This window comes from Caulobacter sp. GW821-FHT12D05 (assembly GCF_058807295.1).
Genome location: NZ_JBXAQO010000004.1, coordinates 222,348 through 247,109, shown reverse-complemented (window position 1 = coordinate 247,109; position 24,762 = coordinate 222,348). Strand labels below are relative to the sequence as shown.

Below are 24,762 nucleotides of genomic sequence, written 5' to 3'. Positions count from 1 at the left end.
TCATGAAACGCTCGATCCTCGCCGTGCTGGCGCTCGCCCTGACGATCCCTTTCGCGGCTCACGCGGCGGAGTGGCCGACCCAGGAGAGCGACTTCATCGCCCGCGACGTCACGTTCAAGTCGGGCGAGAAACTGGCCGAGGTCCGGCTGCACTACACCACCCTGGGCACGCCGCACCGCGACGCCAAGGGCCAGATCGACAATGCGGTGATGGTGCTGCACGGCACCGGCGGTTCGGGGAAGAACTTCCTGGTCCCGGTCTTCGCCGACGAGCTGTACGGCCCCGGCCAGCCGCTGGACATAACCAAGACCTTCGTGATCCTGCCCGACAATATCGGCCACGGCGCCTCGTCCAAGCCCAGCGACGGCCTGCGCATGGCCTTCCCGCATTACGACTACGACGACATGGTCGCCTTGCAGCACAAGTTGCTGGTCGACGGCATGGGCGTGAGCAAGCTGCAGCTGATCCTGGGCACGTCGATGGGCTGCATGCACGCGTTCGTCTGGGGCGAGACCTATCCGGGCTTCGCGCAGCGCCTGGCGCCGTTTGCCTGCAACACCGTCGCCCTGGCCGGCCGCAACCGCATGTGGCGCAAGATGGCGATCGACGCGATCAAGGCCGACCCGGCTTGGATGGGCGGCAATTACACGACCCAGCCGATGGCGGGGATCCGCGCCGCCGCCGACCTGCAGATCATCGCCGGCGCCAATCCGATGGCGCTGCAGGACCAGTTCCCGACCCGCGAGGCGACCGAGAAGGCGCTGGACCAGGCCTACGCGCGCATGACCGCCAACTACGAGGCCAATAACGCCCTCTACTGGCTGGACGCCTCGCGCAACTACGACCCCTCGCCGAACCTGGAGAAGATCACCGTGCCGGTGCTGTGGGTGAACTCGGCCGACGACTTCATCAACCCGCCCGAGCTGGGCCTGGCCGAGCAGATGGTCAAGCGCATGCCCAAGGCGCGCTTCGTGCTGATCCCGGCCTCGACCCAGACGCGCGGCCACGGCACCCACACCTCGGCGAAGTTCTGGAAGGCGGACCTGGCCAAGCTGCTGGCCCAGTAGGGCAGGCTACATCGGTCCGATCGACTCGAACCGCTCGCCGTTCGGACCGACGATCGAGGTCGGGGCCTTCAGGCTCTTGGCCGGCAGCATCGCCTTGTAGCGTTCGTAGACCGCTACGCCCTTGCCGGCCTTGGCGGTCAGGCACAGGTCGTATTCGCCTTCGCGGCCCCAGGGCTGGCGCTGCGAGCTGGCGATGTCGCGGTCGGACTTCACGGCCGCAGCCACCTTCTCCGACAGCTCGCGATCGATGCCCGCGCCGTAGCTGGCGAACTTGATAGTGACGTCGCAGCGCCCGGCGGGAGTCTCCGCCATCGGCGCGGTCGCGCAGGCGGTCACGGCCAGGGGCAGCAGCAGGACAGGCAGGCGGCTCATGCGGGGAAACCTCCGGCGCGGGCCAGGGACGAGGCGGGGGCCTTGCCCAGCTTGGCGCTGACATCGCGGCCGATCTCGATCAGGGCCGCCAGATCGTAACCCGTCTCGAAGCCGGCCCGTTCCAGCATGTAGACCAGATCCTCGGTGCCGATATTGCCGGTGGCGTTCGGCGCGAACGGGCAGCCGCCCAGGCCGCCGACCGAGGCGTCCAGCACGTCGACGCCCGCTACGACGCTGGCATAGGCGTTGGCCAGGCCCGTGTTGCGGGTGTCATGGAAGTGCATGCGCAGGCGGGCGTCCGGCGCGGCGGCTCGGACGGCCTCGATGCGTTTGGTCACGACCCACGGATCGGCGACGCCGATGGTGTCGGCGATGGCGATCTCCGGGACGCCCAGGCTGGCTGCCTCGCGGGCGATGGCCACGACCTGGTCTTCGCTGACCTCGCCGTCGAACGGGCAGCCGAAGGCGACCGAGATGGTCGCGGTGATCGGTGGGCCGCCGTCGATGGCCTGGCGCTCGGCGATGGCCGCCAGGGTGTCGATCTGCTGGCGCACCGTGGCGCCCTGGTTGGCGACGCCGAAGCCGTCCGAGGCGCAGACCACGACATTGGCCTCGTCGCAGCCGGTCGACACGCAACGCTCCCAGCCGCGCATGTTGAGGACGAGGCCGATGCGGGAGTGGACGCGGTCGTGCGGCAGGGCGTCCATGATCTCTTCCGCGCCGGCCATCTGCGGCACGCGGTTGGGATTCACGAACGACACGACCTCGGTGCGCTTGGCGCCGGCGGCTTCCAGGCGGCGGATCAGGTCCAGCTTGTCGGCGACCGACAGGATGGTCTTTTCGTTCTGCAGGCCGTCGCGCGGCCCGACCTCGACGATCTGGATGAAGCGGCTCATCGGGCGGGCTCCTCTTCTTCGATCTGAGGCTCGCCGCGATAGATCGTCAGCTTCTCGTCGTCGCCGTCGGAATAGTTCAGGCCCTGGATCACGGCTACCGGACGCGGCGTCAGGCCCAGGGCGGTGAGGGCCTCGCGGAAGGGCTTCTCCTCGCGCCCTTCGACCACGGCCGGACGGCCTTCCGAGACCGCGTCGGCCGCGCCTTCGCCCGTGGTCAGCTCGGTGGCGGTGCCCAGCTGGAAGATCAGGCTGGGCTCGGAATAGCCGGTCAGGGCCACGGGGCCGGCGGCGCCGGAGCGCGGCGACAGGCGGGCCGTGTCCAGGGCGTCGGCGATGTCCTTGGACAGGAACAGGGGCTCCAGGCGCGGGATCAGGCCGGCGGTCAGGGCGATGTGGGCGCCGACGCCCAGCACCCCGGCCGTGACCAGGGCCCGCACCGAGTGGTGGCGCAGCAGCAGGAAGGCCCCGGCGATGCCGGCGGCGAGGGCGAGGCCGGCGGCCAGGACGGTCCAGACCAGGTCGTTCTTCGCGCCGAACTTCACCTGGCCATAGATGGCGACGGCGGCCAACAGAGCGGCCATCAGCACCGACAGACCCGCGCCGATCCAGCGCGGCCATTTGGCCAGCGGCTCCCGCACGGCCGCCGCCATCAGCATGGCCAGGGCGCCATAGGCCGGCAGCTCGTAGTGCACCAGCTTGGTCGGCAGGATCTCGAACATCAGCCAGGTCGGGATCAGCCAGCAGAGGGCGAACCGCACGCCGGGATCCTTGCGCCGGGTCCAGCCCAGGACCAGACCCGCCGGCAGCAGCAGGGTGGCCGGGAACGCCAGCAGCGGGGCCAGCAAGGTGTGATAGCCGAACGGCCCGGCGTGACCCTCCTGGCCGCCGGCCAGCTTGGGCGCCAGGTCTCCGCCCACGGCCGCGCCCCAGAAGGCGCCGTCGGTGGCCACGGTGATCATCATCGCCCAGGGCAGGCAGATGGCGCAGAACAGGATCAGGCCCCAGGTCCAGCCCAGGTCCTTCATCCACGCGGCCTTGCGGTCCCAGATCGCCAGGGCGGCCAGGGCGAAGAAGGCGACCAGCAGGCCGACGGGACCCTTGATCAGGGCGGCGACCGACAGGCCGAGCCAAAAGGCCAGCTTGGTCCATTTGTTGACGGTCTCGCCCTTCAGGTGGGCGGCGTAGATGCGGGCGAGGGCCGCCATGGCCAGGGTCGTGCCGCCGCACAGGGCCGCGTCGGTCTTGGCGATGAAGGCTTCGGTCGACAGCAGGAAGGTCGCGCCCAGGATCGAGCCGGCCAGCAGGCCGGTGCGCGGATCCAGCAGCGCCGCCGCGCCCCAGGCGCAGGCCGCCGCCGCCAGCATCGCGCCCAGCAGAGACGGGATGCGATAGGCCCAGATCCGGCGGTCCTCGGCGTCGGAGAACGCCTTGACGCTCATGGCCTGCAGCCAGTGGATGCCGACCGGCTTCTTGAAGCGCGGCTGGTCCTGGAACTTGATGACGACGTAGTCGCCGGTCTCCAGCATCTGCGACGTGGCTTGAGCGAAACGCGACTCATCGCGGTCCAGCGGCGGCATGGCGAACAGGCCGGGCAGGCCGGCGATCAAGGCGACGAGCGCGGCGAACAGAGGGCCGCGCCAACCGCGGCTCCAATCATCGAGGCGAGATTCAAGCGTCATGCGGCCACGTTTAGCACGATCCTTTCGTGTGGGAATTTTTCGGCTATTAGAAGCCGATGAACGCCACCCCCGACTTTTCCGTCGTCGTCCCCGTCTTTGACGAAGGCGAAGCCGCTCCCAAGCTGGCGCGCGAGATCGCGACCGCCTTCGCCGGCGACAATTACGAGATGATCTTCGTCGACGACGCCAGCCGCGACGACACCAAGGCCCGCCTGATCGCCCTGAAGGCCGAGATCCCGCAGCTGCGCGTGCTGGGCCACCGCAAGAACTCAGGCCAGAGCCGCGCCGTGCGCACCGGCATCCTGGCCGCGCGCGGGCCGATCATCGTCACCCTGGACGGCGATGGCCAGAACGACCCGGCCGACGCTCCGCGCCTGGCCAAGACCCTGCAGGCCGGCCCCGCCGTGCTGGCCCTGGTCGGCGGCGAGCGCGTCAAGCGCCAGGACAGCAGCGCCAAGCGCTTCGCCTCCAAGTTCGGTAACGGGGTGCGCAAGCGCCTGCTGAAGGACACCGCCAACGACACCGGTTGCGGGCTGAAGGCCTTCCGCCGCGAGGCGTTCCTGCGCCTGCCGTACTTCGATCACATCCACCGCTACATCCCGGCGCTGATGTTGCGCGAAGGGTATGAGGTGGCGTTCGAGCCGGTGAACCATCGCCACCGCGAGAGCGGCGTGTCGAAATATACCAACTTCGGCCGCCTGAAGGCCTCGGTTTCGGACCTGCTGGGCGTGATGTGGCTGCAATCGCGGTCGCGCAATCCCCAAGGCGTGGACGAAGCGTAACGCCTGACGGGCGAGACACCTTCACCGCAACGAAAATTCCCGCTAGGCCTTAACCATGGCATGAGACTGAATGCTCGCGCCAAAGGGGGAAGCTCGATGTTCGCAGCCATACCGCTGCTGGCGCTGCCGGTCATCATCTACAATCTGGTCGCGTTGACCCTGGCCGGAGGCTTCAAGGCCGCCGACGCCGGCGTGCGCATGAGCGACAAGCTGTTCACGATCCACATGACCTCGCGGGCCGAGTGGGGCGTCAGCCTGGGCGACCTGCTGCTGGCCGCCTCGCTGGTGGTGCTGTTCGTCGAGCTGCTGAAGTCCACGACCAGCCGCCGGATCGCCATCATCAACCACTCGCTGTCGATGGTGCTGTTCATCCTGTGCCTGGTCGAGTTCCTGCTGTTCCCGGCCTTCGCGACCTCGACCTTCTTCCTGATCACCCTGATGGTGCTGCTGGACGTGCTGGCGGGCTTCATCGTGACGATCGTGGCGGCCCGCCGCGACGTCGATTTCGGCGACCACTAGGCCAGCTTCAGCCCCATCGCCGACAGGGGCCGCTCCGGTGGCGCACCCAGGATGTTGGGCGAGCCGATGTCGCCGTGCCACCAGGTGGCGTAGCCTAGCGACTTGAGCAGTTTCAGCGCCGACTTGCTGCGCTCGTCGGGCTGGCACTCCATGTAGATCAGCGGGCGGTGGGCCTTGATGGTCTTGGCCGCGCCACGCAGCACGTCGATCTCCATGCCCTCGACGTCGATCTTGATCAGGTGGCAGGCGGAGAGATTCAGGCTGTCGATGGTGATCATCGCCACCTCCTCGCCGTCCTCGTCGTCGCGATAGACGAGGCTCTCGGCGCGGCCGCGGTCGGGCGCCAGGGTCATCATCCCGAAATTGCCGGGCTCTTCGTAGTGGATGCCGGGCAGGCGCATGGCGCCCTTCTTGGCCCCGACCAGGGTCATGTAGGTGTGGACATTGGCCCAGCTGTTCAGGGCCACGCTGGCGACCATGGCCTGGAACATGATCCGCTGCGGCTCGAAGGCGTAGACCCGGCCGGTCGGCCCCACGAAATTGCAGAAGGCCAGGGTGTGGGTGCCCATGTTGGCGCCGACGTCCAGCACCGTCTGGCCTGGTGAGATCAGCTGGCCCAGCAGGTCCAGCTCGTCGCCCGACCAGACGCCGGTCTCCTGGATGCCGCTGAAGATGTAGAGGTCGTTGCGATTGAGCAGCATCGGCCCGTAGCGCGAGGGTATGACCTCGTTGAACTCGGCGCGCGGCGGCGGCGCGGTCGGTTCGGGCGGCGCGTCGGGCAGGGTCGCCAGGGCCAGGTCGTCCGGGCTGAGGATCCTGGCGTCCGGGCAGGCCGCGCGAGCGCGCCACAGGCTGACGCCAGCGGTCATCGGGCTCCTGCGCCACGACCAGGGCAGGGCGGCCATGCGGATCGTGTCTAGGAAGGCGCTGGCGGCCGGACCAGCGCGCAGGCCGATCAGGTCCTGGCCGACCTGGTTCCACAGCAGGCCGTCGCGGAGGGCCAGCGACACGCCCTGGTCCGCCTCGGGCAGCAGGGCGGCGGGATCGGCCGAGAACAACGTCCGAGGATGGGCCAGGATAAGGTCGCCGCCGATCGCCGCGCCCGCCGCCGCGAAGGTCCGCAGGCGGACGACGCCGAAACGATCGGCCAGGCTGTCGGCCGGGTCGGTGACCAGGGTCTCGGTCGAGACGCGCACACGATCGGCGCGCGCGTCGACCCAGTCTGTGATGGCGCGCGTGACGTCGGCGGAGGCGTTGCACAGGTGCAGGTGGACGTTCCAGTCCGGGGCGACGCCCGCCAGCGATCGCGCCAGCCGCACCGCCGCCACCGCCTCGCGATCGCCCAGGGCGACGCTGACCACGGTCCTAGCGGCCTTGGTCACGACGATGTCGAACGCCTCGGGCGTGGAGAATCGTGCGTCCGGACGTTGCTGAGGCCACTCGACCGGCTGGCCCAGGCGCTCGAGCGCGGCCGCCAGGCACAGCGCGGCGACGCCGTCTGATTCTGCCTCCAGGGCCAGGGCGCAGCGGGCGGCGTCGGCGCAGCCCGCGAAGTCGCCGCGCTCCAGCCGGATCACCGCCAGGGCCAGCCATGACGGGCCGTGGGCGTAACGCTCCAATCCGCTCCGGAACAGGCCTTCGGCCACGGCCAGGTCCTGGCTGTATTTCAGCAGCATGACGCCGCAGTTGTAGTGGTGCTCGGCGACCTCGGGCTGCTGGTCACGGGCCTGCTTGAAGGCGTCGAAGGCCGCGGTCAGGTCGCCTGAGCCCGCGGCGGCCAGGCCGGCCATCGACAGGGTCACGCCCTGGTCGCCCTCAATCCCGAACACGCGCCGGGCGGCCGCGGCCGTCTCGCTCATGCGCTGGAAGCGCTGGAAGTAGAAATCCCGCGCGGCCTGCATCAGCAGCTGGAAGCGCATCGGGTCCAGCATGGCCTCGATGCGCACGGGCGCCAGCAGCATCCAGTCCGGCCGCGACCTCAGATAAGCGATGTCGGCGCCGATGCGCTCAGAATCGATCATGGGTTGATCTTAGAAAAGATCAGGCGTCCGGGAAGCCGCCTGTCTGCCTCAAGGCTTCGCCCAGAGCCATGGCGGCGGTGGTCGCCAGATTCATCGAGCGGGTTTCGGGCCGGATCGGGATGACGATGCGGCCCTGGACGGCGGCGTGGACCTCTTCCGGGGCGCCCTTGCTCTCGTTGCCGAACAGCAGGGTGTCTCCGGGTTCGAACGAAAATCGGTGGAAAGGCGTCGCGCCGCGAGTCGTGAAAAGCAGCAGGCGGCCCTGCGCCCGTTCCGGGGCGGCGAGGAAAGCTTCCCAGCTGTCATGGCGCTGAAGGTGCGCCAAAGGCCCGTAATCCAGGGCCGCGCGCTTCAAACTCTTGTCGTCCAAGGGAAAACTGCAAGGCTCGATGACGTCCAGACCGACGTCGAAACATGCGGAGAGCCGGATGGCCGCCCCGACGTTTTGGGGAATGCCTGGTTGAAAAAGTGCGATACGCATAATAAGCGAACCAACCACAAGGGCAGCAGGGGCTTTGCCGGGAATCGAAAGGGCTTGCGGACTTCGTCCGCGCGTCCGATACGACGATCCGACCGCTGCCTTGTGGCGGAGATCCGCATGCGGGTCGAGCAAGATATGGCGTCGAAAGGCGCTTCTCCAAGCCGGTCGCTTCCGCGACCTGCGGAATTAAGGGGTGACTAGGTGGCCGACACCGCCGTGGGCGCAACGACCGAGCCGGAACACGGGAGCGATCCCTCCCGGCGCGACTTTATTCACATCGCCGCGCTCGCGGCCGCCGCTGGCGGCGCCGCGACCCTGGTGTGGCCGTTCATCGACCAGATGAACCCGTCCGCCGACACGCGGGCCCTGGCCTCGACCGAGTTCGACCTGACCAAGGTCGCCGAGGGCCAGCAGGTCACGATCAAGTGGCGCGGCAAGCCGCTCTTCGTGCGTAACCGCACCAAGGCGGAAATCGCCAAGGCCGTGGCCGACGACGGCGCGTCGATGAAGGATCCGGCGACGGACGCCTCGCGCGTGAAGCCGGGCAAGTCCAACTGGCTGATCGTTGGCGGCAACTGCACCCACCTGGGCTGCGTGCCGACCTTCGGCGGTGGCGAGTATGGCGGCTGGTTCTGCCCGTGCCACGGCTCGGTCTATGACACCTCGGGTCGTATCCGTAAGGGCCCCGCGCCCCTGAACCTGGTGGTTCCGGAATACGCCTTCCTCACCGACACCAAGGTCAAGATCGGCTAAGCGAGATGAGCGGACATTCGACCTATCAACCGAAGACCGGTATCGAGCGCTGGCTCGACGCCCGTCTGCCGATCGTGCGTCTGGGCTACGACTCGTTCGTCGACTACCCCACCCCGCGCAACCTGAACTACTGGTGGACCTTCGGCGGCATCCTGTCGCTGTGCCTGGCCTCCCAGCTGATCACCGGCATCATCCTGGTGATGCACTACAATCCGAGCGCTCAGGGCGCCTTCGCTTCCGTCGAGCACATCATGCGCGACGTGAACTACGGCTGGCTGATCCGCTACATGCACGCCAACGGCGCGTCGATGTTCTTCATCGCCGTCTACATCCACATGCTGCGCGGCCTGTACTACGGCTCCTACAAGGCGCCGCGTGAAGTGCTGTGGCTGCTGGGCTGCGTGATCTATCTGCTGATGATGGCCACCGCCTTCATGGGCTACGTCCTGCCCTGGGGCCAGATGTCGTTCCACGGCGCCGTCGTCATCACCAACCTGTTCGGCGCCCTGCCGCTGGTTGGCGAAAGCATCACCACCTGGCTGTGGGGCGGCTTCGCGGTCGACAACCCGACCCTGAACCGCTTCTTCTCGCTGCACTACCTGCTGCCCTTCATGATCGCGGGCGTCGTGATCCTGCACATCTGGGCCCTGCACGTGGTTGGCCAGAACAACCCGACCGGCGTGGACCCCAAGTCGAAGGCCGACACCGTTCCCTTCACGCCGTATGCGACGGTGAAGGACGGCTTCGCGATGAGCGTCTTCCTGATCCTCTTCGCCTTCTTCGTTTTCTACATGCCCAACGCCCTTGGCCACGCCGACAACTATGTCGAGGCCAACCCGCTGGTGACGCCGTCGCACATCGTTCCGGAATGGTACTTCCTGCCGTTCTACGCGATCCTGCGCGCCGTGCCGGACAAGCTGATGGGCGTGCTGGCCATGTTCGGCGCCATCGCCTGCCTGTTCGCCCTGCCGTGGCTGGACACCTCGAAGGTGCGCTCGATGCGCTACCGCCCGACCGCGAAGATCTACTTCGTGTTCTTCCTGGTGGCCTGCATCATCCTGGGCTTCTGCGGCGCCAAGCTGCCGGACGATCCGGTGATCCCGCACCTGACCACGTTCCAGCTGGGCGGTTCGGACCTGAACAGCTTCGTGTGGCTCAGCCGCGTGGCCTCGCTCTACTACTTCGCTTTCTTCCTGGTCGTTCTCCCGGTCCTGGGTCTGGTCGAAAAGACCCTGCCGGTTCCGGACTCGATCGCTTCGCCGGCCCTCTCGGCCGACGCTCACAAGGGTTGATCCCGATGCTCCGCAAACTCTCGGTTATCGCGGCGGCGGCGGGTCTCCTGGTCGTCGGCCTCGCCGGTCCGGCCCTCGCCAACGGCGGGGCCCTGCCGGCCAAGGAAGTGCACTGGTCGTTCGAAGGCCCCTTCGGCAAGTTCGACCAAGGCCAGCTGCAGCGCGGCTTCAAGGTCTATCGCGAAGTCTGCTCGGCCTGCCACTCGCTGAAGCTGGTGTCGTTCCGCAACCTCGGCGACAAGGGCGGCCCGTTCTACAGCGAGAAGTATCCGAACTCGAACGACAACCCGTGGGTCAAGGCGATCGCCAAGGACTACGAGGTCGCCGACATCGACTCGGAAACCGGTGACGCCATCAAGCGTCCGGCCACCAGCGCCGACCACTTCCCGTCGCCCTTCGCCAACGAAGCCGCGGCCCGCGCCTCGAACGGCGGCGCCCTGCCGCCGGACATGTCGCTGCTGGCCAAGGCTCGCGAAGAAGGTCCGGACCACATCTATTCGGTCGTGACCAGCTACGTCGATCCGCCGAAGGGCCTGACGGTCCCGACCGGCGGTCACTACAACCCGTACTTCCCGGGCGACCTCAGCTCGGCCTGGCACGGCGACCACAAGCACGTCCCGCCGGGCGGCTTCATCGCCATGGCCCCGCCGCTGAAGGCCGGCCTGGTGACGTTCGACGACGGCACCAAGTCGACCCTGGACCAGCAAGCCAAGGACGTCTCGGCGTTCCTGATGTGGGCCGCCGAGCCCAAGCTGGAAGAGCGCAAGCAGACCGGCTTCGCCGTTCTGATCTACCTCGTCCTGCTCTCGGGCCTGCTGTATGCGAGCTACAAGACGGTCTGGAAGAACGAGTCGCACTGACCCGTTTCCCGGCTCTGAGATACGGAAAGGCCCGGTGGAAACACCGGGCCTTTTTCTTTGTCCCTAGACCTCCAACCGCCAGCAGATCAGCGGCCCGTCCTCGTCGTCCACCCGCTTGCCCACGACCTGGAAGCCATTGCGGGAGAGCACCGCCTGCGAGGCCAGGTTGTCGACCGAGGTTTCGGCGGTGAGCGCCAGCACACGATCATCCGCTCGCGCCCAGGCGGCCAGGTCGGCCACTGCGCGGGTGGCCACGCCTTGGCCCCAGCGGGTGGGCGCGACGCCGTAGCCGATGCGCAAGCTCCGGTCGGAAGCGTCCAGCGGCCGGGTCGGTGAGATCAGGCCGACGATCTCGGCGTCCTCGACGATCATCCAGGCAGCCGGGCTGAACACCAGGCGGATGCCGTCGGCGAGTTTGGCCAGCATGGCCAGCACTTCCGGCGGGGCCAGGGGGCTGTCGCATAGGCGATAGGGCGCTGGCGCCTCGCCGCGCAGCAGGGCGGCGAAGTCTTCGGTCTTGGCTTCGATCAACATCTTCAGGTCTCGGGAGATCTAGGGCGCGACCGACAGGGTGCGGGCGTCGGCGGCCAGGCGGAGGCGGTGGCGGCCCCATAGGCCCGTGCCCAGGGTCCCGGTCACGCCCTCGGGCAGGTCGTCGGCCAGGCTGGCGGGCACGTTCTCTGCCAGCACCCCGCCGATCGACAGGGCGCGCAGGCGGGCCGGAGCCTTGTGGCGGGCGGTCATGTCCAGCTTGCCCGTCGCGGCCGCCTCGCGCGTCGACAGCCGCGCCATGGCTTTGGAGGCCGTGTCGATCGCGAAGGCTCCCTGCAGGGCTACGGGACCGTCGCTGACTCTGGCGACGATGGTCGGCAGGCCCTCGACCACTTCGACCGGCAGGACGACCTGGCGGCGCGCGCGCCAGGGCTTGTCGATGCGCACCCGACAGTCGGCGAAGTCGATCTCGACGCTGTGGCCGGCCAGGACGTCCATGCCGATCACCCCGGCGATCGGGGTGACGAAGCCCGCGCCCCGCGCGTCCAGGTCGGCGACCCGGATCGGGACGGCCGGCGTCTTCAGCCCGGCGACCTCGACGGACAGCGGCAGCTCTGGCTCGGTGATCCCGGCCATCTGGGCCTTGGTCTCGTGCAGCAGGGTGCGCGGGGCCGACAGGTCGATGACGTAGTCGCCGGCCATGTCGCCGATCACCGCTGGTGCGATCACGGCCCCGTTCTCGAACCAGCACGCCGTCTCGCCGGCGCGCACCGTACTGGCGACGAGCATGAGCGACAGGGCCAGGACGGAAACGCGGCAACGCATGCGACGCAGCCTAGCCTAGCCGTGACGGTTGCGCGACGATCTCGACAGCTTCACCGAACGGCGTTCATCATACCGCCGGGCAGCGGAGCGTGAACATGTCGGAAGAGCACGATCCGGAGCGCGAGTCGGGCCGGCGGCTGGACGCCTTCGTCGACGCGGCCTTCGCCTTCGCCGTCACCCTGCTGATCATCGCCAGCGCCGAGCCGGCGGCCAATATCGCCGCCCTGTGGCAGGCCTTGGGCCGCATCCCCGCCTCGTTGGGGGCCTTCGCCCTGATCGCCATGTTCTGGCTGGCCTATCGCGAGTACGGGCGCCTGGTCCCGCGTCGCGACACCCTGTCGACCCTGAACGCCCTGGCCATCGTGTTCACGGTGCTGGTCTATGTCTTCCCGCTGCGGATGCTGGTCGAGTCCGGCTTCGTCTGGGCCTCGCGCGGCCTGCTGTCGGGCGAGAAGATCATCCGCACCCTGTCGGACCTGCGCGATCTCTTCCGCATCTACGGCGCGGGTTTCGCGATCCTGGCCGGGCTGTTCACGGTCCTGTACTGGCGGGCCATGCGCCATCCCCAGCGCCTGGGCGTGGACCCTGCGAACCTGACCCAGATCCGCTTCAGCTTTGAGATCTGGGCCCTGGCGGCGGCCACGGGTCTGATCTCGGCGGCCCTGACCTTCGGTCCTATGGCCAGGGCGCCGTGGCTGCCGGGCTTCGCCTACTGGCTGATCCCGCTGGTCATCGGCCTGCGCGCGCCGATGGGACGCCTGCTGCGGCGCGGACGTCCCGTCTAAGGGCCCGCGTCAGCCCGCCTGCTTGCGATCGCGCAGCTTGCACGGTGCGCCGGCCTGGGCGGCCTCGGCGCAGGTCATGGAGCTGAGCGTCGCGGCCGAGCCGGGCGCGGGATTGTCGACGACATAACCCTTGCCGTTCTTGCAGCTCAGCTCGTAGCGGGTGATCGGCGGCGTGCCGCCCGAGCCCAGATAGGCGCCGTCGGCGACCTCGCAGTCGGGCGCGATCTTGGCGGCGATCGGCGCCAGGCCCATGGCCGGCTGGAAGTTGCCGCGCATCAGGCAGTACAGCCCGCGCGGCCAGGCCTTGCCGGCGGCTTCGGCCGAGTCCTGCACGGCCAGGCAGTCCAGGGGCTGGACGTCCTCGGCGGACTTGCGGTTGATGATCCAGCCCATGGCGTCGCGGCACACCAGCTCGTAGCTGGGGACCTTGGACGGCTTGTCCGACAGCTCGGCGGCGTCGGTCACGTCGCACGGGATCTTCAGCTGGGTCGCCAGCTCCCGAGCCATCTTCACCTGCATAGGATTGCCCGACTCGCGCGGCTTGATGCGCGGGCCCGACTTCTGGGTCCGCAGGAAGTCGATGTTCTTCATGTCCTGTCGCGGCGGCGGAGGCGGCGGCATGTAACCGCCGAACTGCGCCATGGCGGGCGCGACCCCGATCGCCAGAACCGCGACGACGCTCAGAACAATCCCAGACAAAATCCGACGCATGAGTCTGCTCCCCCTCGATGCTTAAGGTTGAGAAGATTGATCCGCTATCGGCGCCTGGTCAACAGATGCGCGGCGTCAGGCTTCGGCCTTGCTGCCGCTTGAGCGCTGGAACAGCTGCAAAGTGCGCAGCAGCGACAGGCGGGCGCTGTCGGGATGGTGGCCGTTGGGCGCGACGAAGGCGTGGCCGGCCTCGTACAGATGGATCGGCAGCTCGGGGTGCGTCTCGCGGATCGCCTCGACATCGGCCAGCGGGATCATGCTGTCGGTCTTGCCAAAGTGCAGGATGGTCGGGACCTTGGGCGTCTCGTCCCGATAGGCGACGATGTCGCCGCCGTAGAAGGCCGAGACCGCGCTGAGCCCCTCGCAGCGGCAGGCCGCCAGCCAGGCCGTGGTGCCGCCGTAGCAGAAGCCCATGGCGAACACAGGCCCCTCCAGGGCGTCGATGCAGGCCTGGACGCGGGGCAGGGTCGAGACGCCCCAGCCTGTCGCCTTGCCCATGGCCATGCGGGCGTCGAGGATCGCCGGCGTGGTGTCCTCGAGCGGGAAGTCGGCGTCGGCGGCGTCCATCAGGCTGGGGAGTATGACCTCATAACCCTGCTCGGCCAGGCTGTCGGCCAGCGCGCGCAGGTGCGGGGTGACGCCCCAGATGGCGTGCAGCATGACAATGCCGCCACGCCGGGCTTCACGGGGCGGGGCGTGGTAGGCGGCGAACGGCGCGCCGGTTTCACGGCACGCCAGGGCGATGCGTTCACCCATGGCCGCCGGCCCCCTCTTTCGACGCAGAGTACTCGGCGAAGAACTCGATCGTGCGCTGGCGGGCCAGCTCGGCGTCGGCGAGATCGCTGTCGGGCCGGCCGTCATTGTTGAAGCCGTGGCCGCTGTTTTCGTAGACGTGGATCGGAACCTCGGGATGGGCGGCCCAGACGGCGGCCTTGACGTCCTCGGCGGGGATGTGGCCGTCCTTGCGGCCCAGGTGCACGATCACGGGCGTGTTCAGCGTCTGCGCGGCATTGGCGGCGATCATGCTGCCGTAATAGGCCGAGCCCGCCGCCAGGCCCTTCAGCCGGGCGGCCGACAGCCACACCAGCGAGCCGCCCAGGCAATAGCCGACCGCGAACACCGGACCACGCGAGGCCAGCTCATCGATGCAGGCCTGGATGTCCGACAGCATGGCGTCGATCCCGACCTTCTGCACGTAGCTGACGCCGGTCTGGAAGCCTTGCGGATCGTGCTCGGCGGTGAAGCCAGGCTCGGCGCGATCGAAGATCGACGGGGCCAGCACCTCGAAGCCCCGGGCGGCCCAACGCGCCACGTCGGCCTGGACGTACTGGTCGAGGCCGAAGATCTCCTGGATCACGACCACCCCGCCCTTTCGCGCGCCTTCCGGCTGGGCGTGCAGGGCGGTGAAGGCAAAGCCGTCGACGGCGGCGGTCAGGGTGATGGTCTCGGCCATGGCGGCGACTCCCTCGGAAACTGGCGGCATCCAAGGGGCGCATGGCCGCTCGGGTCAAGTCGCCCGATACGATACGCGCGTGAAGAGGTGCGATGCCCGCCGGTGGATGGCCACCATCAACTGGCGTTCGGAGAGGTCCAGGCGCTCGATCGGGATGTCGACCTTGCGACTGCCCTTGAGGGCGGACGCGACCTGCTCCAGGGCGGATGGCCGCTCCAGCTTCAGGCGCAGGCGACGGGGGTCATCCTCGCCGCCGCCTTCGATATCGGCGGTGACGATCTCGCTCCAGGCCAGGAAGAACAGAGTATCCTTCTTCTTCTCGCGCCAGCTCAGGCCGTCGGCGGCGATGATCAGGCGCGGGGTGGTGTCGAAGAAGACTGGGAGAGACAGCAGGGAAACGATCGCCGCCGAGACGAGGCCGATCCTCCAGCTCGTGGGATCGCCGAAGGCGCCGAAACCGACCATCACCAGAACGAAGATGGCGAGCCAGCTCGCTTCCTTCAGCCGCGAGGGCCGAACAACGACCGGCGCGTCGGCGCTCACGGGTTGATCCTCACGCTCGCGCCGTCGCGGACCAGGCGCCAGATCTCCTCGATCTCGGGATCGGTAACGGCGATGCAGCCGTCGGTCCAGTCCTGGCCCTTGAACGCGGCGGCCAGATGGCCTCGGCCGTTGGGCAGACCGTGGATCATGATGTCGCCGCCGGGGTCCAGGCCTCGGGCGCGGGCGGCCTGGATCTGAGCTGGCGTTGGATAGCCGATCCGCAAGGATCGGTGATAGGCGCTGCCGGGATTGCGGCCGGTGATGCGGTAGTCGCCCTCGGGCGTGCGGCGGTCGCCGGAGCGGGTCTTGGGCGCCAGGCCGCCGCGTCCCAGCGCGATCTTGTAGATCCGCACCGCGCGCTCGCCGGCGTACAGCGTCATGCGGTGGGCGGCCTTCTCGACCACGATGCGGTCGACGCTGGCGTCCGGGCCAGCAGGCGTAGCGGCCTGCGGCGAACCGCAGGCCGTCAGCAGCAGCGCCCCGATCAGGCCGAGGCGCCGCATGGTCTTAGACGTTGAAGCGGAAGTGCATCACGTCGCCGTCCTTGACGACATATTCCTTGCCTTCGGCGCGCATCTTGCCGGCTTCCTTGGCCGGGCCTTCGCCGCCCAGCTTGACGAAGTCGTCGAAGGCGATGGTTTCGGCGCGGATGTAGCCCTTCTCGAAGTCGGTGTGGATGACGCCGGCCGCCTGCGGGCCGGTGTCGCCGACGTGGATGGTCCAGGCGCGGGCTTCCTTGGGGCCGACCGTGAAGTAGGTCTGCAGGTTTAGCAGCGTGTAGGCTTCACGGATCAGGCGGTTCAGGCCCGGCTCTTCCAGGCCCAGGGTCTCGAGGAACTCGGCGCGTTCCTCGGCGTCCAGCAGGGCGATCTCGCTCTCGATCTGGGCCGAGATGACCACGCTCTTGGCATTGTCCTTGGCGGCGCGTTCGGCGACCTGGTCGCTGTACTTGTTGCCCTTGTCGGCGCTGCCTTCGTCGACATTGCAGACATACAGCGCCGGCAGCGAGGTCAGCAGTTGCAGCATGTGCCACGCCTTCTCGTCATCGGCGTCGATCTTGGCGGCGCGGGCCGGGCGGCCTTCGCGCAGCAGGGCCAGGGCGATATTGGCCAGGCGCAGCGTGTTGGCGCTTTCCTTGTCGGCGCCGACCTTGGCGCGCTTCTCAAGGGCGGGGACGCGCTTTTCCAGGCTTTCCAGGTCGGCCAGCATCAGCTCCATCTCGATGATCTCGAGATCGCTGAGCGGGTCGATGCGGCCTTCGACGTGGACGATGTCGCCGTCCTCGAAGCAGCGGGCCACGAAGGCCACGGCGTCGCAGTCGCGGATGTTGGCCAGGAACTGGTTGCCCAGGCCTTCGCCCTTGCTCGCGCCGCGCACCAGGCCGGCGATGTCGACGAAGGTGATCCGGGCCGGGATGATTTCCTTGGAGCCGGCGATCTTGGCCAGGGCGTCCAGGCGCGGCTCGGGCACGGCGACTTCGCCGGTGTTGGGCTCGATCGTGCAGAACGGATAGTTCGCGGCCTGGGCCGACGCCGTCTGGGTCAGGGCGTTGAACAGGGTGGACTTGCCGACGTTGGGCAGGCCGACGATGGCGACTTTAAGGGCCATGGAACTCTCGTGAATTTCGTTGGCGCGCGCTTAGCACGGATGGCCGTGAAAGGCGAACGCGCCGGTCCCGAGAGGCTGGCCGGAAGATCAGCCCAGGCGCGCGACGCGCGCGACCGTCTCGCCGTGGAAGGCGCAGCTGAGCTTGGCGTCGATGCAGCCTTTCATCGCCACGAACGCCTTGTCAGCCCCGCCATGGGCCGGGAGGGTCAGGGTCGCCTCGACCATGCCCTGGGCGTCGCGCGGGGCGATGTTCAACTGGGCCTTCATGGCCTGGGTCGCCGGAACGGCCTGGGCCACGACCTTGTCGGCCGGGCCTTTCATGACGATCCGGGCCGGGGTGCGGGTCTCGGTCGCCGTGCAGGCGCTCCCCAGGAGACCGACCCCTATAAGACCAAAGGCGGCGATCACGGTCAGCGCGCGAAAGCGGATCACGGCGTACCCTCCCAAGGTTGTTGGCGGAACAGTGTTACCGCTATCGCGATCTGTAAAGCGGTTTCTCAACCCTGGGTGATCGCGGCGGTTGAGGACTTGCAAGAACTGCAACCAGACCTGATATCAATGCGCGAAAGGAGCCTCCCCATGAGCGTTCGTCCCGTCCTGAAGATCGTGAAAGGCCAGCCCGCCTCGGATGGCGACGGCGTGCGGCTGACCCGCATGCTGGGCACCGCCGAGGCCCAGATGTTCGACCCGTTCCTGATGCTGGACTGTTTCGACAACGACCAGGCGTCCGACTACATGGGCGGCTTCCCCGACCACCCGCATCGCGGCTTCGAGACCGTGACCTACATGCTGGAAGGCCGGATGCGTCACAAGGACAACACCGGCCGCGAGGGCGTGATCGGGCCGGGCGGGATCCAGTGGATGCGGGCCGGCAAGGGCATCGTCCACTCCGAGATGCCCGAGCAGGCCGAGGGCCGCATGCGCGGCTTCCAGCTGTGGGTGAACCTGCCGGCCAAGCTGAAGATGAGCGAGCCGGGCTATTCTGAATTCGAGAGCGACGCGATTCCGGTCGAGGCGCGCGACGGCGGCGTCACCGTGAAGGTGATCTCGGGCGTGACCGATGGCGGCACGACGGGTCCGATCGGCGGCGGCGCGGTGGACGCCCTCTATTTCGACGTCGTGCTGCCGGCCGGGACCGTGTTCGAGGAGCCGGTCGGCGACGACCGCAGCGCCATGCTGGCCGTCTATGAAGGCCAGGTCCGCGTCGCCCACGACACGGTCGACGCCTTGTCGGGCGTGTTCCTGGGAACAGGCGACACCGTCCGGGTCGAGGCCGTCACCGACGCGCGCGTGCTGCTGCTGGCCGGCCGCCCGATCCAGGAGCCGGTCTTCTGGCACGGCCCGTTCGTCATGAACTCCCGCGAGGAGATCGTGCAGGCGTTCGAAGACTTCCAGCGCGGGCGGTTCTAGGTTCTAGCGAATGTCGACCGCGCTCTCGAAATAGGCCGTGGCGCTGCCTTCGGCATGGGCGACGATCGAGATGTCGAAGCCCTTGCCGTCGTCCAGCGCCAGGTGGACGCGGCCCTGCCGGAAAGCTTCGCGCATGGCCTCTGGGGCGCCGGTCAGGCCGCCCTTGGCCGAACGCAAGCCTCGGTTGTCCATATAGTGCAGCGAGAAGGTCACGGGATGGACCTGACGCGCGATCGTCAGTTCGCCTGCGCCGGTGTGCGGCGGCTTGGGTTGTCTTGCCATACGCATACAACGCGCGAACCGCGCTGCGGGGTGCAGCGAAAGCTGTGGAGAAAGGCGCGGCCCGGCGTTCGTCGGGGGGGCGTGTTGCCGGGCCGCTGGCGTCCGCGGCCACGATGGGCTGTCCGGACGCTAGGATAAATCGTCAGGGCGTGGTCGGTTCCACGCGCCCGCGCGCTTCAGGCGTCGCCGCGCTGACGGGGCGACGCCGAACCGCCCACGCGTCCGGCGCGGGTGGCCAGGTCGCGGTTCTGCGAGAAGCTGCGCTTTTCGGCGGGCACCGAGGCGCCGCCCTTGGCGGCGATCTCGCGCCGCTTCTCGGGCGACATGGCGGCGAAGCCACGCTTGGACTTGGACGGGGTGTCGGTTTGCAAAGCCATGGCGGCCTCCCTGTTGCTTCCGCAAAGACAAGGCCCGGAATCGCCTAAACGTTCCAAAGGCTTAGCCTTAAGTTTAGCGGACGCCGCAGGCGCGAAGCATGGCCGTGGAGGCGGCGACGGCCTCTTCGGCGGGCAGGCCGCGCGTGTCGCGGGCCCGAGCCAGGGCCGCCTTGCACGCAGGTTCATCGGCCTTGGTGAGCGGCGAGGCGGCGGTAGCAGGCTGGTGCGCCGAGGCCTCGGCGGGCGCGGGGCGCAGTCCCACGAGAACAAGGACGGTGATCGCGGCGAACAGCAGCAGGGCCGCCAGCGCCACGGCCATGACGCCGCGGCCGCCGTCGGTAGGGATGACAATCCGCTGGGTCAGAGTCATGGCGACGTCCCGCGTTATTGGCCCGCTCTTGGGATGAGACCAAGTGTTAACGCGCGACGGGGCGAGATGTTCTAGGCCCCCTCAATCAGGCCCAGCCGCAGCAGGCTCTCAGCGGCGGCGACGATGGAGTCCTCGGCCGAGCGGGGCGACCAGCCCAGCAGGCGGATGGCCTTTTCGCTGGTGGCGTTCATGGTCACGCCCAGGAACGGGACCAGCGCTTTCAGCGCCGGATTGCCCGCGGCCGCGCCGATGCGCACGACGGTGTTGGGGATCTCCTTGGTCGGGACTTTGGTCGCGGCGGGGCCTAACCGTCGCCGCAGGATCGCCGCCACGTCGCGCATCCACAGGCTCTCGCCGGCGCTGGCCAGGAAGCGCTGGCCCTTGGCCGCCGGATGGGTCATGGCGCGCAGGTGCAGGTCGGCGACGTCGCGCACGTCGACGAAGCCGGAATTGACCTTTGGGCAGCCGGGGATGCCCTCCAGCATCTGCTTGATCAGCCGGATGGAGTGCGAATAGTCGGCCCCCAGCGCCGGGCCCATCACGGCGGTCGGGTTGACGGCCGCCAACTCCAGACCGCGCCCTTCGGCGGCGATGAAGTTCCAGGCCGCGCGTTCGGACAGGGTCTTGGACTTCTGGTACGGCGCGACCTTGTCGTTCAGCTGCGTCCAGTCGGTCTCGTCGAACGGCCGCTTCATGGGCTTATGGCCCATGCCGACCGCACCGAAGGCCGAGGTCAGCACCACCCGCTTGACGCCCGCGTCCCGCGCCGCGCGCAGGACCCGGAAATTGCCCTCGACCGCGGGGATGATCCACTCTTCCTCGGTGGCATAGTCGCCGGACGGGGTGGGCGAGGCGCCGTGCATCACATAGGCGCAGCCCTCGGCGGCCTGAGCCCAGCCGGCGTCGTCGCTCAGGTCGGCCGTGACGAAACTCAGCCGATCGCCGGGCTCGGCCCCGCCGACCTTCAGATAGGCGCGAACCTCGGCCTCGCGGCCGGGCGTCCGCAGCGTGGTCCGCACCCGATAGCCCTGCGCCAGCAGCGCCAGGATGCAGTGCTGGGCGATGAAGCCCGTGCCGCCCGTCACCAGAACCAAATCGTCTCGCATGGATGTCTCCTGATCGATGGCGGGACCCTATCGAGCAGGTGTCGGACGTAGAATGCTTGTGGGTTCGCGATACTTGCGCAAAAGTCCGGAAATGGTCGTCGATCCCTTCTCCGAGATCCTGAGCCTGACCCAGGCCCAGGCCGTCCATGCCGGCGGCTTCGAGGCGGGCGGGCCGTGGGCGATCCGCTTCCGGTCGCGCCACCGGATCAAGATGTCGGCCGTGCTGCACGGCGGGTGCTGGTTCTGGTTCGAGGACGAGCCCGAGACCAAGGTGCGGCTGGAGGCCGGCGACATCGGCCTGCTGACCGCCCAGCGGAACTACATCATGGCCAGCGACCCGGGCGTCGAGCCGGTTGAGGCGACCAGCCTGTTCGCCCGAGAGGGCCTGGCCTCGGCCGTGCTGGGCGATGGCGCGGACTTCGGCTTCATCGGCGGGCACATCCTGCTCAACCCGCTCAATGGCGGGCTGCTGGCGGATGTCCTGCCGCCCTGGCTGCATATCGAGGGCGGGTCGCCGCAAGCCGCCGCCTTCGGCTGGCTGCTGGGTCGGCTGGTCGAGGAGGCGCGAGGCGATCTGCCAGGCGCCCAGCTGGCCTCGTCGCATCTGGCCCAGCTGCTGTTCACAGAGATCCTGCGCTCGCATCTGGGCGCGGGCGGTCCGCTGCCCGCCGGCTGGCTGCGGGCCCTGGCGGACGCCCGCACAGCGCCGGCCCTGCGGCTGATGCATGGCGATCCTGGCCGGGACTGGCGCCTGGACGAGCTGGCCCGGGCCTGCGCCATGTCGCGGACTTCGTTTGCCGAGCACTTCAAGACGGTCTCGGGCAAGGCGCCCCTGACCTACCTGACCGAGTGGCGGATGCGCCTGGCCGAGCGGACCCTGCGCGAGGAGGCGACCGCCGTGGCCCGGATCGGCCTGGCCCTGGGCTATGCCTCGGAGAGCGCCTTCAGCAACGCCTTCAAACGGGTGACCGGCAGCTCGCCGCGCGCCTATCGGAGCGCGGCGAGGGCGGTCGCGTCAGGGTGAGACCACGAACGCCGTCACCCGCTCGGCGAAGTCCCGCGGCTTTTCCAGATACATGAAGTGTCCCGTCGCCGGGACGGTCTCTAACTTGGCGCCGGGGACGGCGGCGGCGACCGCGCGGGCCTGGTCGAAGACGTCGCCGATGTCTACCTCACCGACCAGCACCAGGGTGGGGACGCGGATCTGGGCCAGGCGGTCCTTGGCGTCGGGGCCGGCGCGTTCGACCTTGCCGCTGGGGTTGGCCAGGTTCTGCGGATTGGCCTTGAGCAGGGCCAAGACGCGGGCGCGTTCGGCGTCGGCGGTGGGCGAGAGGATGTAGGGGTCCTTCACCGCGCCCTCGAGATTGCCGGTCTTGATCTGCACGGCCAGCTTCAGGCTGCGGGCGATGAAACCGGCCGAGGGCTTGAAGCCGCTGATCCAGGGGCCGGCCAAAACGAGGCCATCGACGGCCTCCGGGTGGGCCATGGCGAAGTCCACGGCGATGCCGCCGCCGGCCGAGGAGCCGACCAGGGTCGCGTGGGTGACGCCGGCCGCCTTCATCACCGCCGCCAGGTCATCCCCCGAGGCGAAGGGCGTGGTCGCCGCCGGAGTCTGGCCATAGCCGCGCCGGTCGTAGCGCACGACCTTGAAGCGCTGGCACAGCAGCGGCCAGACGTCATCATAGGCGGCCGAGTGGAGAATGCCGTCGTGCAGCAGCACGATGGCCCTGTCGCCGGATCCACAGGTCTCATAGGCGACCTTGCCGCCCTCCGCCTCGGCGAAGGTCTGGGCGTGAGCGATGCCGGCCCAGAACAACAGGCAGCTGGCCGCGATCGCCCGAGCGGGCGTTGAAAGTTTCATGGCGTGTCTCCGGGAAAAGGGCGCCGTCAGCCGGCGCGTTGGACGGTCTCGGTTTCGACGTCGGGCGGCTGCTCGGGCTGGTATTCCAGGATGTCGCCCGGCTGGCAGTCCAGGAAGTCGCAGATGGCTTCCAGGGTCTCGAACTTGACGCCCTTCACCTTGCCGGACTTGAGCAGGGAGAGGTTGGCGTCGGTGATCCCGATGGCGCGGGCCAGCACGTTGGAGCGCACCTTGCGTTTGGCCAGCATGACGTCGAGGCGCAGGACGATCGGCATCAGACGAAGGCCTCCCGGTCCTGCTCGATCTCGCGGCCCACCTGCATGACCTGGCCAATGACGAAGACCAGCAGGCCCAGGATGAAGGCCTGCAGGCTGGCCATGTGCGCCCAGTTCCTGTCGATCTCGTAGCCGGTGGCGGCCAGGACCAGGTGGCACAGGAACGGCGAGACGGCGTAGGCGCACAGCCAAGCCCCGACACGGCCGAAGCGGCGGGCGGCCTCGCCTGAGAACACCTCGCCTCGAGCATAGCCGGCGAACAGCGCGCGCAGGCTCCAGAACATCATCAGGATCGGCGTAGCGCGCGCGATGCCGACGCCGACATAAACCAGGCGGTGGACCAGTGGCAGCGAGCCGAACGCCACCGAATTGGGCGGGCCCTCGCCGATGTAGCAGTTGTCCGGCCCGATCCGGACCAGCTCGCCCTTGTAGAACAGCATGGTCGCGATGGCCGTCACGAGGATCGCCGCCGCCAGGGCGAACAGGCCGGTGAACAGCCAGACCGCCGCGCGGCTGCCCAGGCGCACGCGGCGCTGGGCCGGGCTTTCCTCGGGCGTGGCCGGGGCGCGGTGCAGCGGCTTCAGATGCAGAACCGTGGCCATGGCGTCCTCCATGACGTCACAGTCGATTCTAAAAAAGTTTCTGTCAATCGATATTGAGTGAGCGTCAGCCCATTGGCTTGTCGAGCGACTTGGGCGGTTGGCTGAACCAGCGCGGGCCGTCCGGCGTCAGGTGGATGCAGTCCTCCAGCCGCACGCCGAACTCGCCGGGGATGTAGATGCCGGGCTCGTCCGAGAAGCACATGCCGGGGGCCAGTTTCGTGGTCTCGGACATCACGAAGTTCACCGGCTCGTGGCCGTCCATGCCGATGCCATGGCCGGTGCGGTGCGACAGGCCCGGCAGCTTGTAGCGCGGACCCCAGCCCAGGCTGTCGTAATAGGCGCGGACGGCGCGATCGACCGAACCGGCCTCGACGCCGATCTTGGCGGCCTCGAACGCCACCTGCTGGCCTTTGGCCACGTCGTTCCAGACCTTGCGCTGGCGGGCGGTGGGCTCGCCGAACACGAAGGTGCGCGAGATGTCCGACTCGTAGCCGCCGACATTGCAGCCGCAATCCATCAAGACGACCTGGCCTTCGCTCAGCACCTGGGGCTGGCGCGAGCCGTGCGGATAGGCGGACGCCTCGCCGATCAGGATCAGGTTGAAGCTGACCCGCGCGCCCTGGCCCGTGGTGTAGGCGGCCATCAGGGCGGCGATGTCCTTGGGGCCCATGCCGGGGCGGACATTGGCGTGGGTGTGCTTGAGGGCCGCGACGGTGATGTCGGCGGCGACCTGCATCAGGGCGATCTCGGCCGGCGACTTGATCATCCGGCAGCCGCGGAACACCGCCGCGCCCGAGGCGACCTCGGCCCCCGGCAGCGCCGCCTTCAGGCCGTCGACGATGAACAGGCGCGTCGTCTCCTCGACGCCGATCTTGCCCGAGGCCAGCTTGCGGTCGGCCAGCAGGCCGGCGGCGATGGCATAGGGGTTTTCGTCCTCCTCCCAGGGGCGGATCTCGGCCGGCACGCCCAGGCTCTGGCGGATCGAGGGCTCCTCGAACTTGGGCATCACCATGCCGACCTGGCCTTCGCGCGGGATGATCGCCAGGCAGGGGCGCTCGCTGCGGCTCCACTGCACGCCGGTGAAATAGTCCAGCGACGAGCCGGCCTCGGTGACGATCGCCGACAGGCCCAGCTGGACCATCAGCGCCTGGGCGCGGGCCAGGCGCGAGGCGCGCTCGGCGGGGCCGATCAGGGCGATGCCGTCGGTCAGCTTCTTGTCCTGCTTGGCCCAGGCCGGAGCGGCGGCGAGGGCGCCGACGCCCGCGAGAACGCCACGTCGCGAGAGGTCTTGAAAAGCCGTCATGTCATCCTCGGGAAGCTCGACAGTCTTTTCGGCCCGC

General features: G+C 68.6%; 31 protein-coding genes. 9 read left to right on the top strand and 22 right to left on the bottom strand.

Going from position 1 to position 24,762, the window contains the following annotated elements; all coding sequences use genetic code 11:
* Positions 1–2 precede the first annotated feature (2 nt).
* The gene (locus AC1RRR_RS19325; RefSeq protein WP_492815523.1) at positions 3–1,067 is read left to right on the top strand and encodes an alpha/beta fold hydrolase; all 1,065 of its coding nucleotides are present in this window, start codon (positions 3–5) and stop codon (positions 1,065–1,067) included.
* A gap of 6 nt (positions 1,068–1,073) precedes the next feature.
* Here AC1RRR_RS19325 and AC1RRR_RS19320 read toward each other — a convergent pair whose 3' ends face one another.
* The 3 genes from AC1RRR_RS19320 to AC1RRR_RS19310 are packed head-to-tail and all read right to left on the bottom strand — an operon-like array spanning position 1,074 to position 4,014.
* Positions 1,074–1,439 carry a hypothetical protein gene (locus AC1RRR_RS19320; protein ID WP_492815522.1) on the bottom strand — a complete coding sequence of 122 codons (366 nt, stop codon included), beginning with the start codon at positions 1,437–1,439 and terminating at the stop codon, positions 1,074–1,076.
* Entirely contained in the window at positions 1,436–2,335 is a 900-nt protein-coding gene (locus AC1RRR_RS19315) for a hydroxymethylglutaryl-CoA lyase (RefSeq protein WP_492815521.1), read from the bottom strand. Before AC1RRR_RS19315 ends, AC1RRR_RS19320 begins: the two co-directional genes overlap by 4 nt.
* Positions 2,332–4,014: an ArnT family glycosyltransferase gene (locus AC1RRR_RS19310; RefSeq protein WP_492815520.1), complete on the bottom strand. Its 1,683-nt coding sequence runs from the start codon at positions 4,012–4,014 to the stop codon at positions 2,332–2,334. The genes AC1RRR_RS19315 and AC1RRR_RS19310 overlap by 4 nt, the downstream gene beginning before the upstream one ends.
* Before the next feature lie 56 nt (positions 4,015–4,070).
* Here AC1RRR_RS19310 and AC1RRR_RS19305 point away from each other — a divergent pair, with 56 nt between their 5' ends.
* The gene (locus AC1RRR_RS19305) at positions 4,071–4,796 is read left to right on the top strand and encodes a glycosyltransferase family 2 protein (protein ID WP_492815519.1); all 726 of its coding nucleotides are present in this window, start codon (positions 4,071–4,073) and stop codon (positions 4,794–4,796) included.
* Positions 4,797–4,892: 96 nt separating this feature from the next.
* Positions 4,893–5,315, top strand: coding sequence for a hypothetical protein (locus AC1RRR_RS19300; protein ID WP_492815518.1), 423 nt, complete (start codon positions 4,893–4,895; stop codon positions 5,313–5,315).
* Here AC1RRR_RS19300 and AC1RRR_RS19295 read toward each other — a convergent pair.
* Positions 5,312–7,336 (bottom strand): FkbM family methyltransferase, encoded by a 2,025-nt coding sequence (locus tag AC1RRR_RS19295; protein WP_492815517.1) that lies wholly within the window; start codon positions 7,334–7,336, stop codon positions 5,312–5,314. The genes AC1RRR_RS19300 and AC1RRR_RS19295 overlap by 4 nt on opposite strands.
* Positions 7,337–7,355: 19 nt before the next feature.
* Complete coding sequence (locus tag AC1RRR_RS19290; RefSeq protein WP_492815516.1) at positions 7,356–7,817, bottom strand: tRNA (cytidine(34)-2'-O)-methyltransferase; 462 nt, start codon at positions 7,815–7,817, stop codon at positions 7,356–7,358.
* A gap of 201 nt (positions 7,818–8,018) precedes the next feature.
* On the opposite strand from AC1RRR_RS19290, the gene petA reads away from it, so the two are divergent.
* The 3 genes from petA to AC1RRR_RS19275 are packed head-to-tail and all read left to right on the top strand — an operon-like array spanning position 8,019 to position 10,722.
* Positions 8,019–8,570, top strand: coding sequence for a ubiquinol-cytochrome c reductase iron-sulfur subunit (gene petA / locus AC1RRR_RS19285; protein WP_492815515.1), 552 nt, complete (start codon positions 8,019–8,021; stop codon positions 8,568–8,570).
* Positions 8,571–8,575: 5 nt separating this feature from the next.
* The gene (locus tag AC1RRR_RS19280; RefSeq protein WP_492815514.1) at positions 8,576–9,862 is read left to right on the top strand and encodes a cytochrome b; all 1,287 of its coding nucleotides are present in this window, start codon (positions 8,576–8,578) and stop codon (positions 9,860–9,862) included.
* Positions 9,863–9,867: 5 nt separating this feature from the next.
* The gene (locus AC1RRR_RS19275) at positions 9,868–10,722 is read left to right on the top strand and encodes a cytochrome c1 (protein ID WP_492815513.1); all 855 of its coding nucleotides are present in this window, start codon (positions 9,868–9,870) and stop codon (positions 10,720–10,722) included.
* A gap of 63 nt (positions 10,723–10,785) precedes the next feature.
* On the opposite strand, the gene AC1RRR_RS19270 is transcribed toward AC1RRR_RS19275, so the two are convergent.
* Both AC1RRR_RS19270 and AC1RRR_RS19265 read right to left on the bottom strand, forming a co-directional pair.
* The gene (locus AC1RRR_RS19270; protein WP_492815512.1) at positions 10,786–11,256 is read right to left on the bottom strand and encodes a GNAT family N-acetyltransferase; all 471 of its coding nucleotides are present in this window, start codon (positions 11,254–11,256) and stop codon (positions 10,786–10,788) included.
* 18 nt (positions 11,257–11,274) lie between these two features.
* Positions 11,275–12,039, bottom strand: coding sequence for a pepsin/retropepsin-like aspartic protease family protein (locus AC1RRR_RS19265; RefSeq protein ID WP_492815511.1), 765 nt, complete (start codon positions 12,037–12,039; stop codon positions 11,275–11,277).
* Between the two features lie 95 nt (positions 12,040–12,134).
* Between AC1RRR_RS19265 and AC1RRR_RS19260 the strand changes: the two genes are divergently transcribed.
* Positions 12,135–12,824, top strand: coding sequence for a TMEM175 family protein (locus AC1RRR_RS19260; protein ID WP_492815510.1), 690 nt, complete (start codon positions 12,135–12,137; stop codon positions 12,822–12,824).
* A 9-nt stretch (positions 12,825–12,833) separates the two neighbouring features.
* On the opposite strand, the gene AC1RRR_RS19255 is transcribed toward AC1RRR_RS19260, so the two are convergent.
* The 7 genes from AC1RRR_RS19255 to AC1RRR_RS19225 form a co-directional block, all read right to left on the bottom strand.
* Positions 12,834–13,535, bottom strand: coding sequence for a hypothetical protein (locus AC1RRR_RS19255; protein WP_492815509.1), 702 nt, complete (start codon positions 13,533–13,535; stop codon positions 12,834–12,836).
* Positions 13,536–13,610: 75 nt separating this feature from the next.
* Positions 13,611–14,291 carry a dienelactone hydrolase family protein gene (locus AC1RRR_RS19250; protein ID WP_492815508.1) on the bottom strand — a complete coding sequence of 227 codons (681 nt, stop codon included), beginning with the start codon at positions 14,289–14,291 and terminating at the stop codon, positions 13,611–13,613.
* Positions 14,284–14,988 carry a dienelactone hydrolase family protein gene (locus AC1RRR_RS19245; protein ID WP_492815507.1) on the bottom strand — a complete coding sequence of 235 codons (705 nt, stop codon included), beginning with the start codon at positions 14,986–14,988 and terminating at the stop codon, positions 14,284–14,286. Before AC1RRR_RS19245 ends, AC1RRR_RS19250 begins: the two co-directional genes overlap by 8 nt.
* Positions 14,989–15,042: 54 nt before the next feature.
* Positions 15,043–15,531, bottom strand: a complete 489-nt coding sequence (locus AC1RRR_RS19240) for a hypothetical protein (RefSeq protein WP_492815506.1) — start codon at positions 15,529–15,531, stop codon at positions 15,043–15,045.
* Positions 15,528–16,034: a L,D-transpeptidase family protein gene (locus AC1RRR_RS19235; protein ID WP_492815505.1), complete on the bottom strand. Its 507-nt coding sequence runs from the start codon at positions 16,032–16,034 to the stop codon at positions 15,528–15,530. The genes AC1RRR_RS19240 and AC1RRR_RS19235 overlap by 4 nt, the downstream gene beginning before the upstream one ends.
* A 4-nt stretch (positions 16,035–16,038) precedes the next feature.
* Positions 16,039–17,139: a redox-regulated ATPase YchF gene (gene ychF / locus AC1RRR_RS19230; RefSeq protein WP_492815504.1), complete on the bottom strand. Its 1,101-nt coding sequence runs from the start codon at positions 17,137–17,139 to the stop codon at positions 16,039–16,041.
* An 87-nt stretch (positions 17,140–17,226) separates the two neighbouring features.
* Entirely contained in the window at positions 17,227–17,571 is a 345-nt protein-coding gene (locus AC1RRR_RS19225) for a hypothetical protein (RefSeq protein ID WP_492815503.1), read from the bottom strand.
* Between the two features lie 147 nt (positions 17,572–17,718).
* Here AC1RRR_RS19225 and AC1RRR_RS19220 point away from each other — a divergent pair, with 147 nt between their 5' ends.
* Entirely contained in the window at positions 17,719–18,549 is an 831-nt protein-coding gene (locus AC1RRR_RS19220) for a pirin family protein (protein ID WP_492815502.1), read from the top strand.
* A gap of 3 nt (positions 18,550–18,552) precedes the next feature.
* Here the strand turns inward: AC1RRR_RS19220 and AC1RRR_RS19215 are convergent, their stop codons facing one another.
* The 4 genes from AC1RRR_RS19215 to AC1RRR_RS19200 form a co-directional block, all read right to left on the bottom strand.
* Entirely contained in the window at positions 18,553–18,837 is a 285-nt protein-coding gene (locus tag AC1RRR_RS19215) for a hypothetical protein (RefSeq protein ID WP_492815501.1), read from the bottom strand.
* A 170-nt stretch (positions 18,838–19,007) separates the two neighbouring features.
* Positions 19,008–19,208: a con-10 family general stress protein gene (locus tag AC1RRR_RS19210; RefSeq protein WP_454717995.1), complete on the bottom strand. Its 201-nt coding sequence runs from the start codon at positions 19,206–19,208 to the stop codon at positions 19,008–19,010.
* A 73-nt stretch (positions 19,209–19,281) separates the two neighbouring features.
* The gene (locus AC1RRR_RS19205) at positions 19,282–19,578 is read right to left on the bottom strand and encodes a hypothetical protein (RefSeq protein WP_492815500.1); all 297 of its coding nucleotides are present in this window, start codon (positions 19,576–19,578) and stop codon (positions 19,282–19,284) included.
* 71 nt (positions 19,579–19,649) lie between these two features.
* Positions 19,650–20,684 carry an SDR family oxidoreductase gene (locus tag AC1RRR_RS19200; protein WP_492815499.1) on the bottom strand — a complete coding sequence of 345 codons (1,035 nt, stop codon included), beginning with the start codon at positions 20,682–20,684 and terminating at the stop codon, positions 19,650–19,652.
* Between the two features lie 91 nt (positions 20,685–20,775).
* On the opposite strand from AC1RRR_RS19200, the gene AC1RRR_RS19195 reads away from it, so the two are divergent.
* A complete protein-coding gene (locus AC1RRR_RS19195; protein ID WP_492815498.1) occupies positions 20,776–21,708 on the top strand; it encodes an AraC family transcriptional regulator in 933 nt (310 codons plus the stop codon).
* Here the strand turns inward: AC1RRR_RS19195 and AC1RRR_RS19190 are convergent.
* The 4 genes from AC1RRR_RS19190 to AC1RRR_RS19175 all read right to left on the bottom strand — a co-directional run bounded on the left by AC1RRR_RS19190 (position 21,700) and on the right by AC1RRR_RS19175 (position 24,725).
* Positions 21,700–22,545 carry an alpha/beta fold hydrolase gene (locus AC1RRR_RS19190; protein ID WP_492815497.1) on the bottom strand — a complete coding sequence of 282 codons (846 nt, stop codon included), beginning with the start codon at positions 22,543–22,545 and terminating at the stop codon, positions 21,700–21,702. The genes AC1RRR_RS19195 and AC1RRR_RS19190 overlap by 9 nt on opposite strands.
* A gap of 26 nt (positions 22,546–22,571) precedes the next feature.
* Positions 22,572–22,820, bottom strand: coding sequence for a helix-turn-helix domain-containing protein (locus tag AC1RRR_RS19185; protein WP_492815496.1), 249 nt, complete (start codon positions 22,818–22,820; stop codon positions 22,572–22,574).
* Positions 22,820–23,422 carry a DUF2975 domain-containing protein gene (locus AC1RRR_RS19180; RefSeq protein ID WP_492815495.1) on the bottom strand — a complete coding sequence of 201 codons (603 nt, stop codon included), beginning with the start codon at positions 23,420–23,422 and terminating at the stop codon, positions 22,820–22,822. Before AC1RRR_RS19180 ends, AC1RRR_RS19185 begins: the two co-directional genes overlap by 1 nt.
* 64 nt (positions 23,423–23,486) lie before the next feature.
* Positions 23,487–24,725: a M24 family metallopeptidase gene (locus tag AC1RRR_RS19175; RefSeq protein ID WP_492815494.1), complete on the bottom strand. Its 1,239-nt coding sequence runs from the start codon at positions 24,723–24,725 to the stop codon at positions 23,487–23,489.
* Positions 24,726–24,762: the final 37 nt, after the last annotated feature.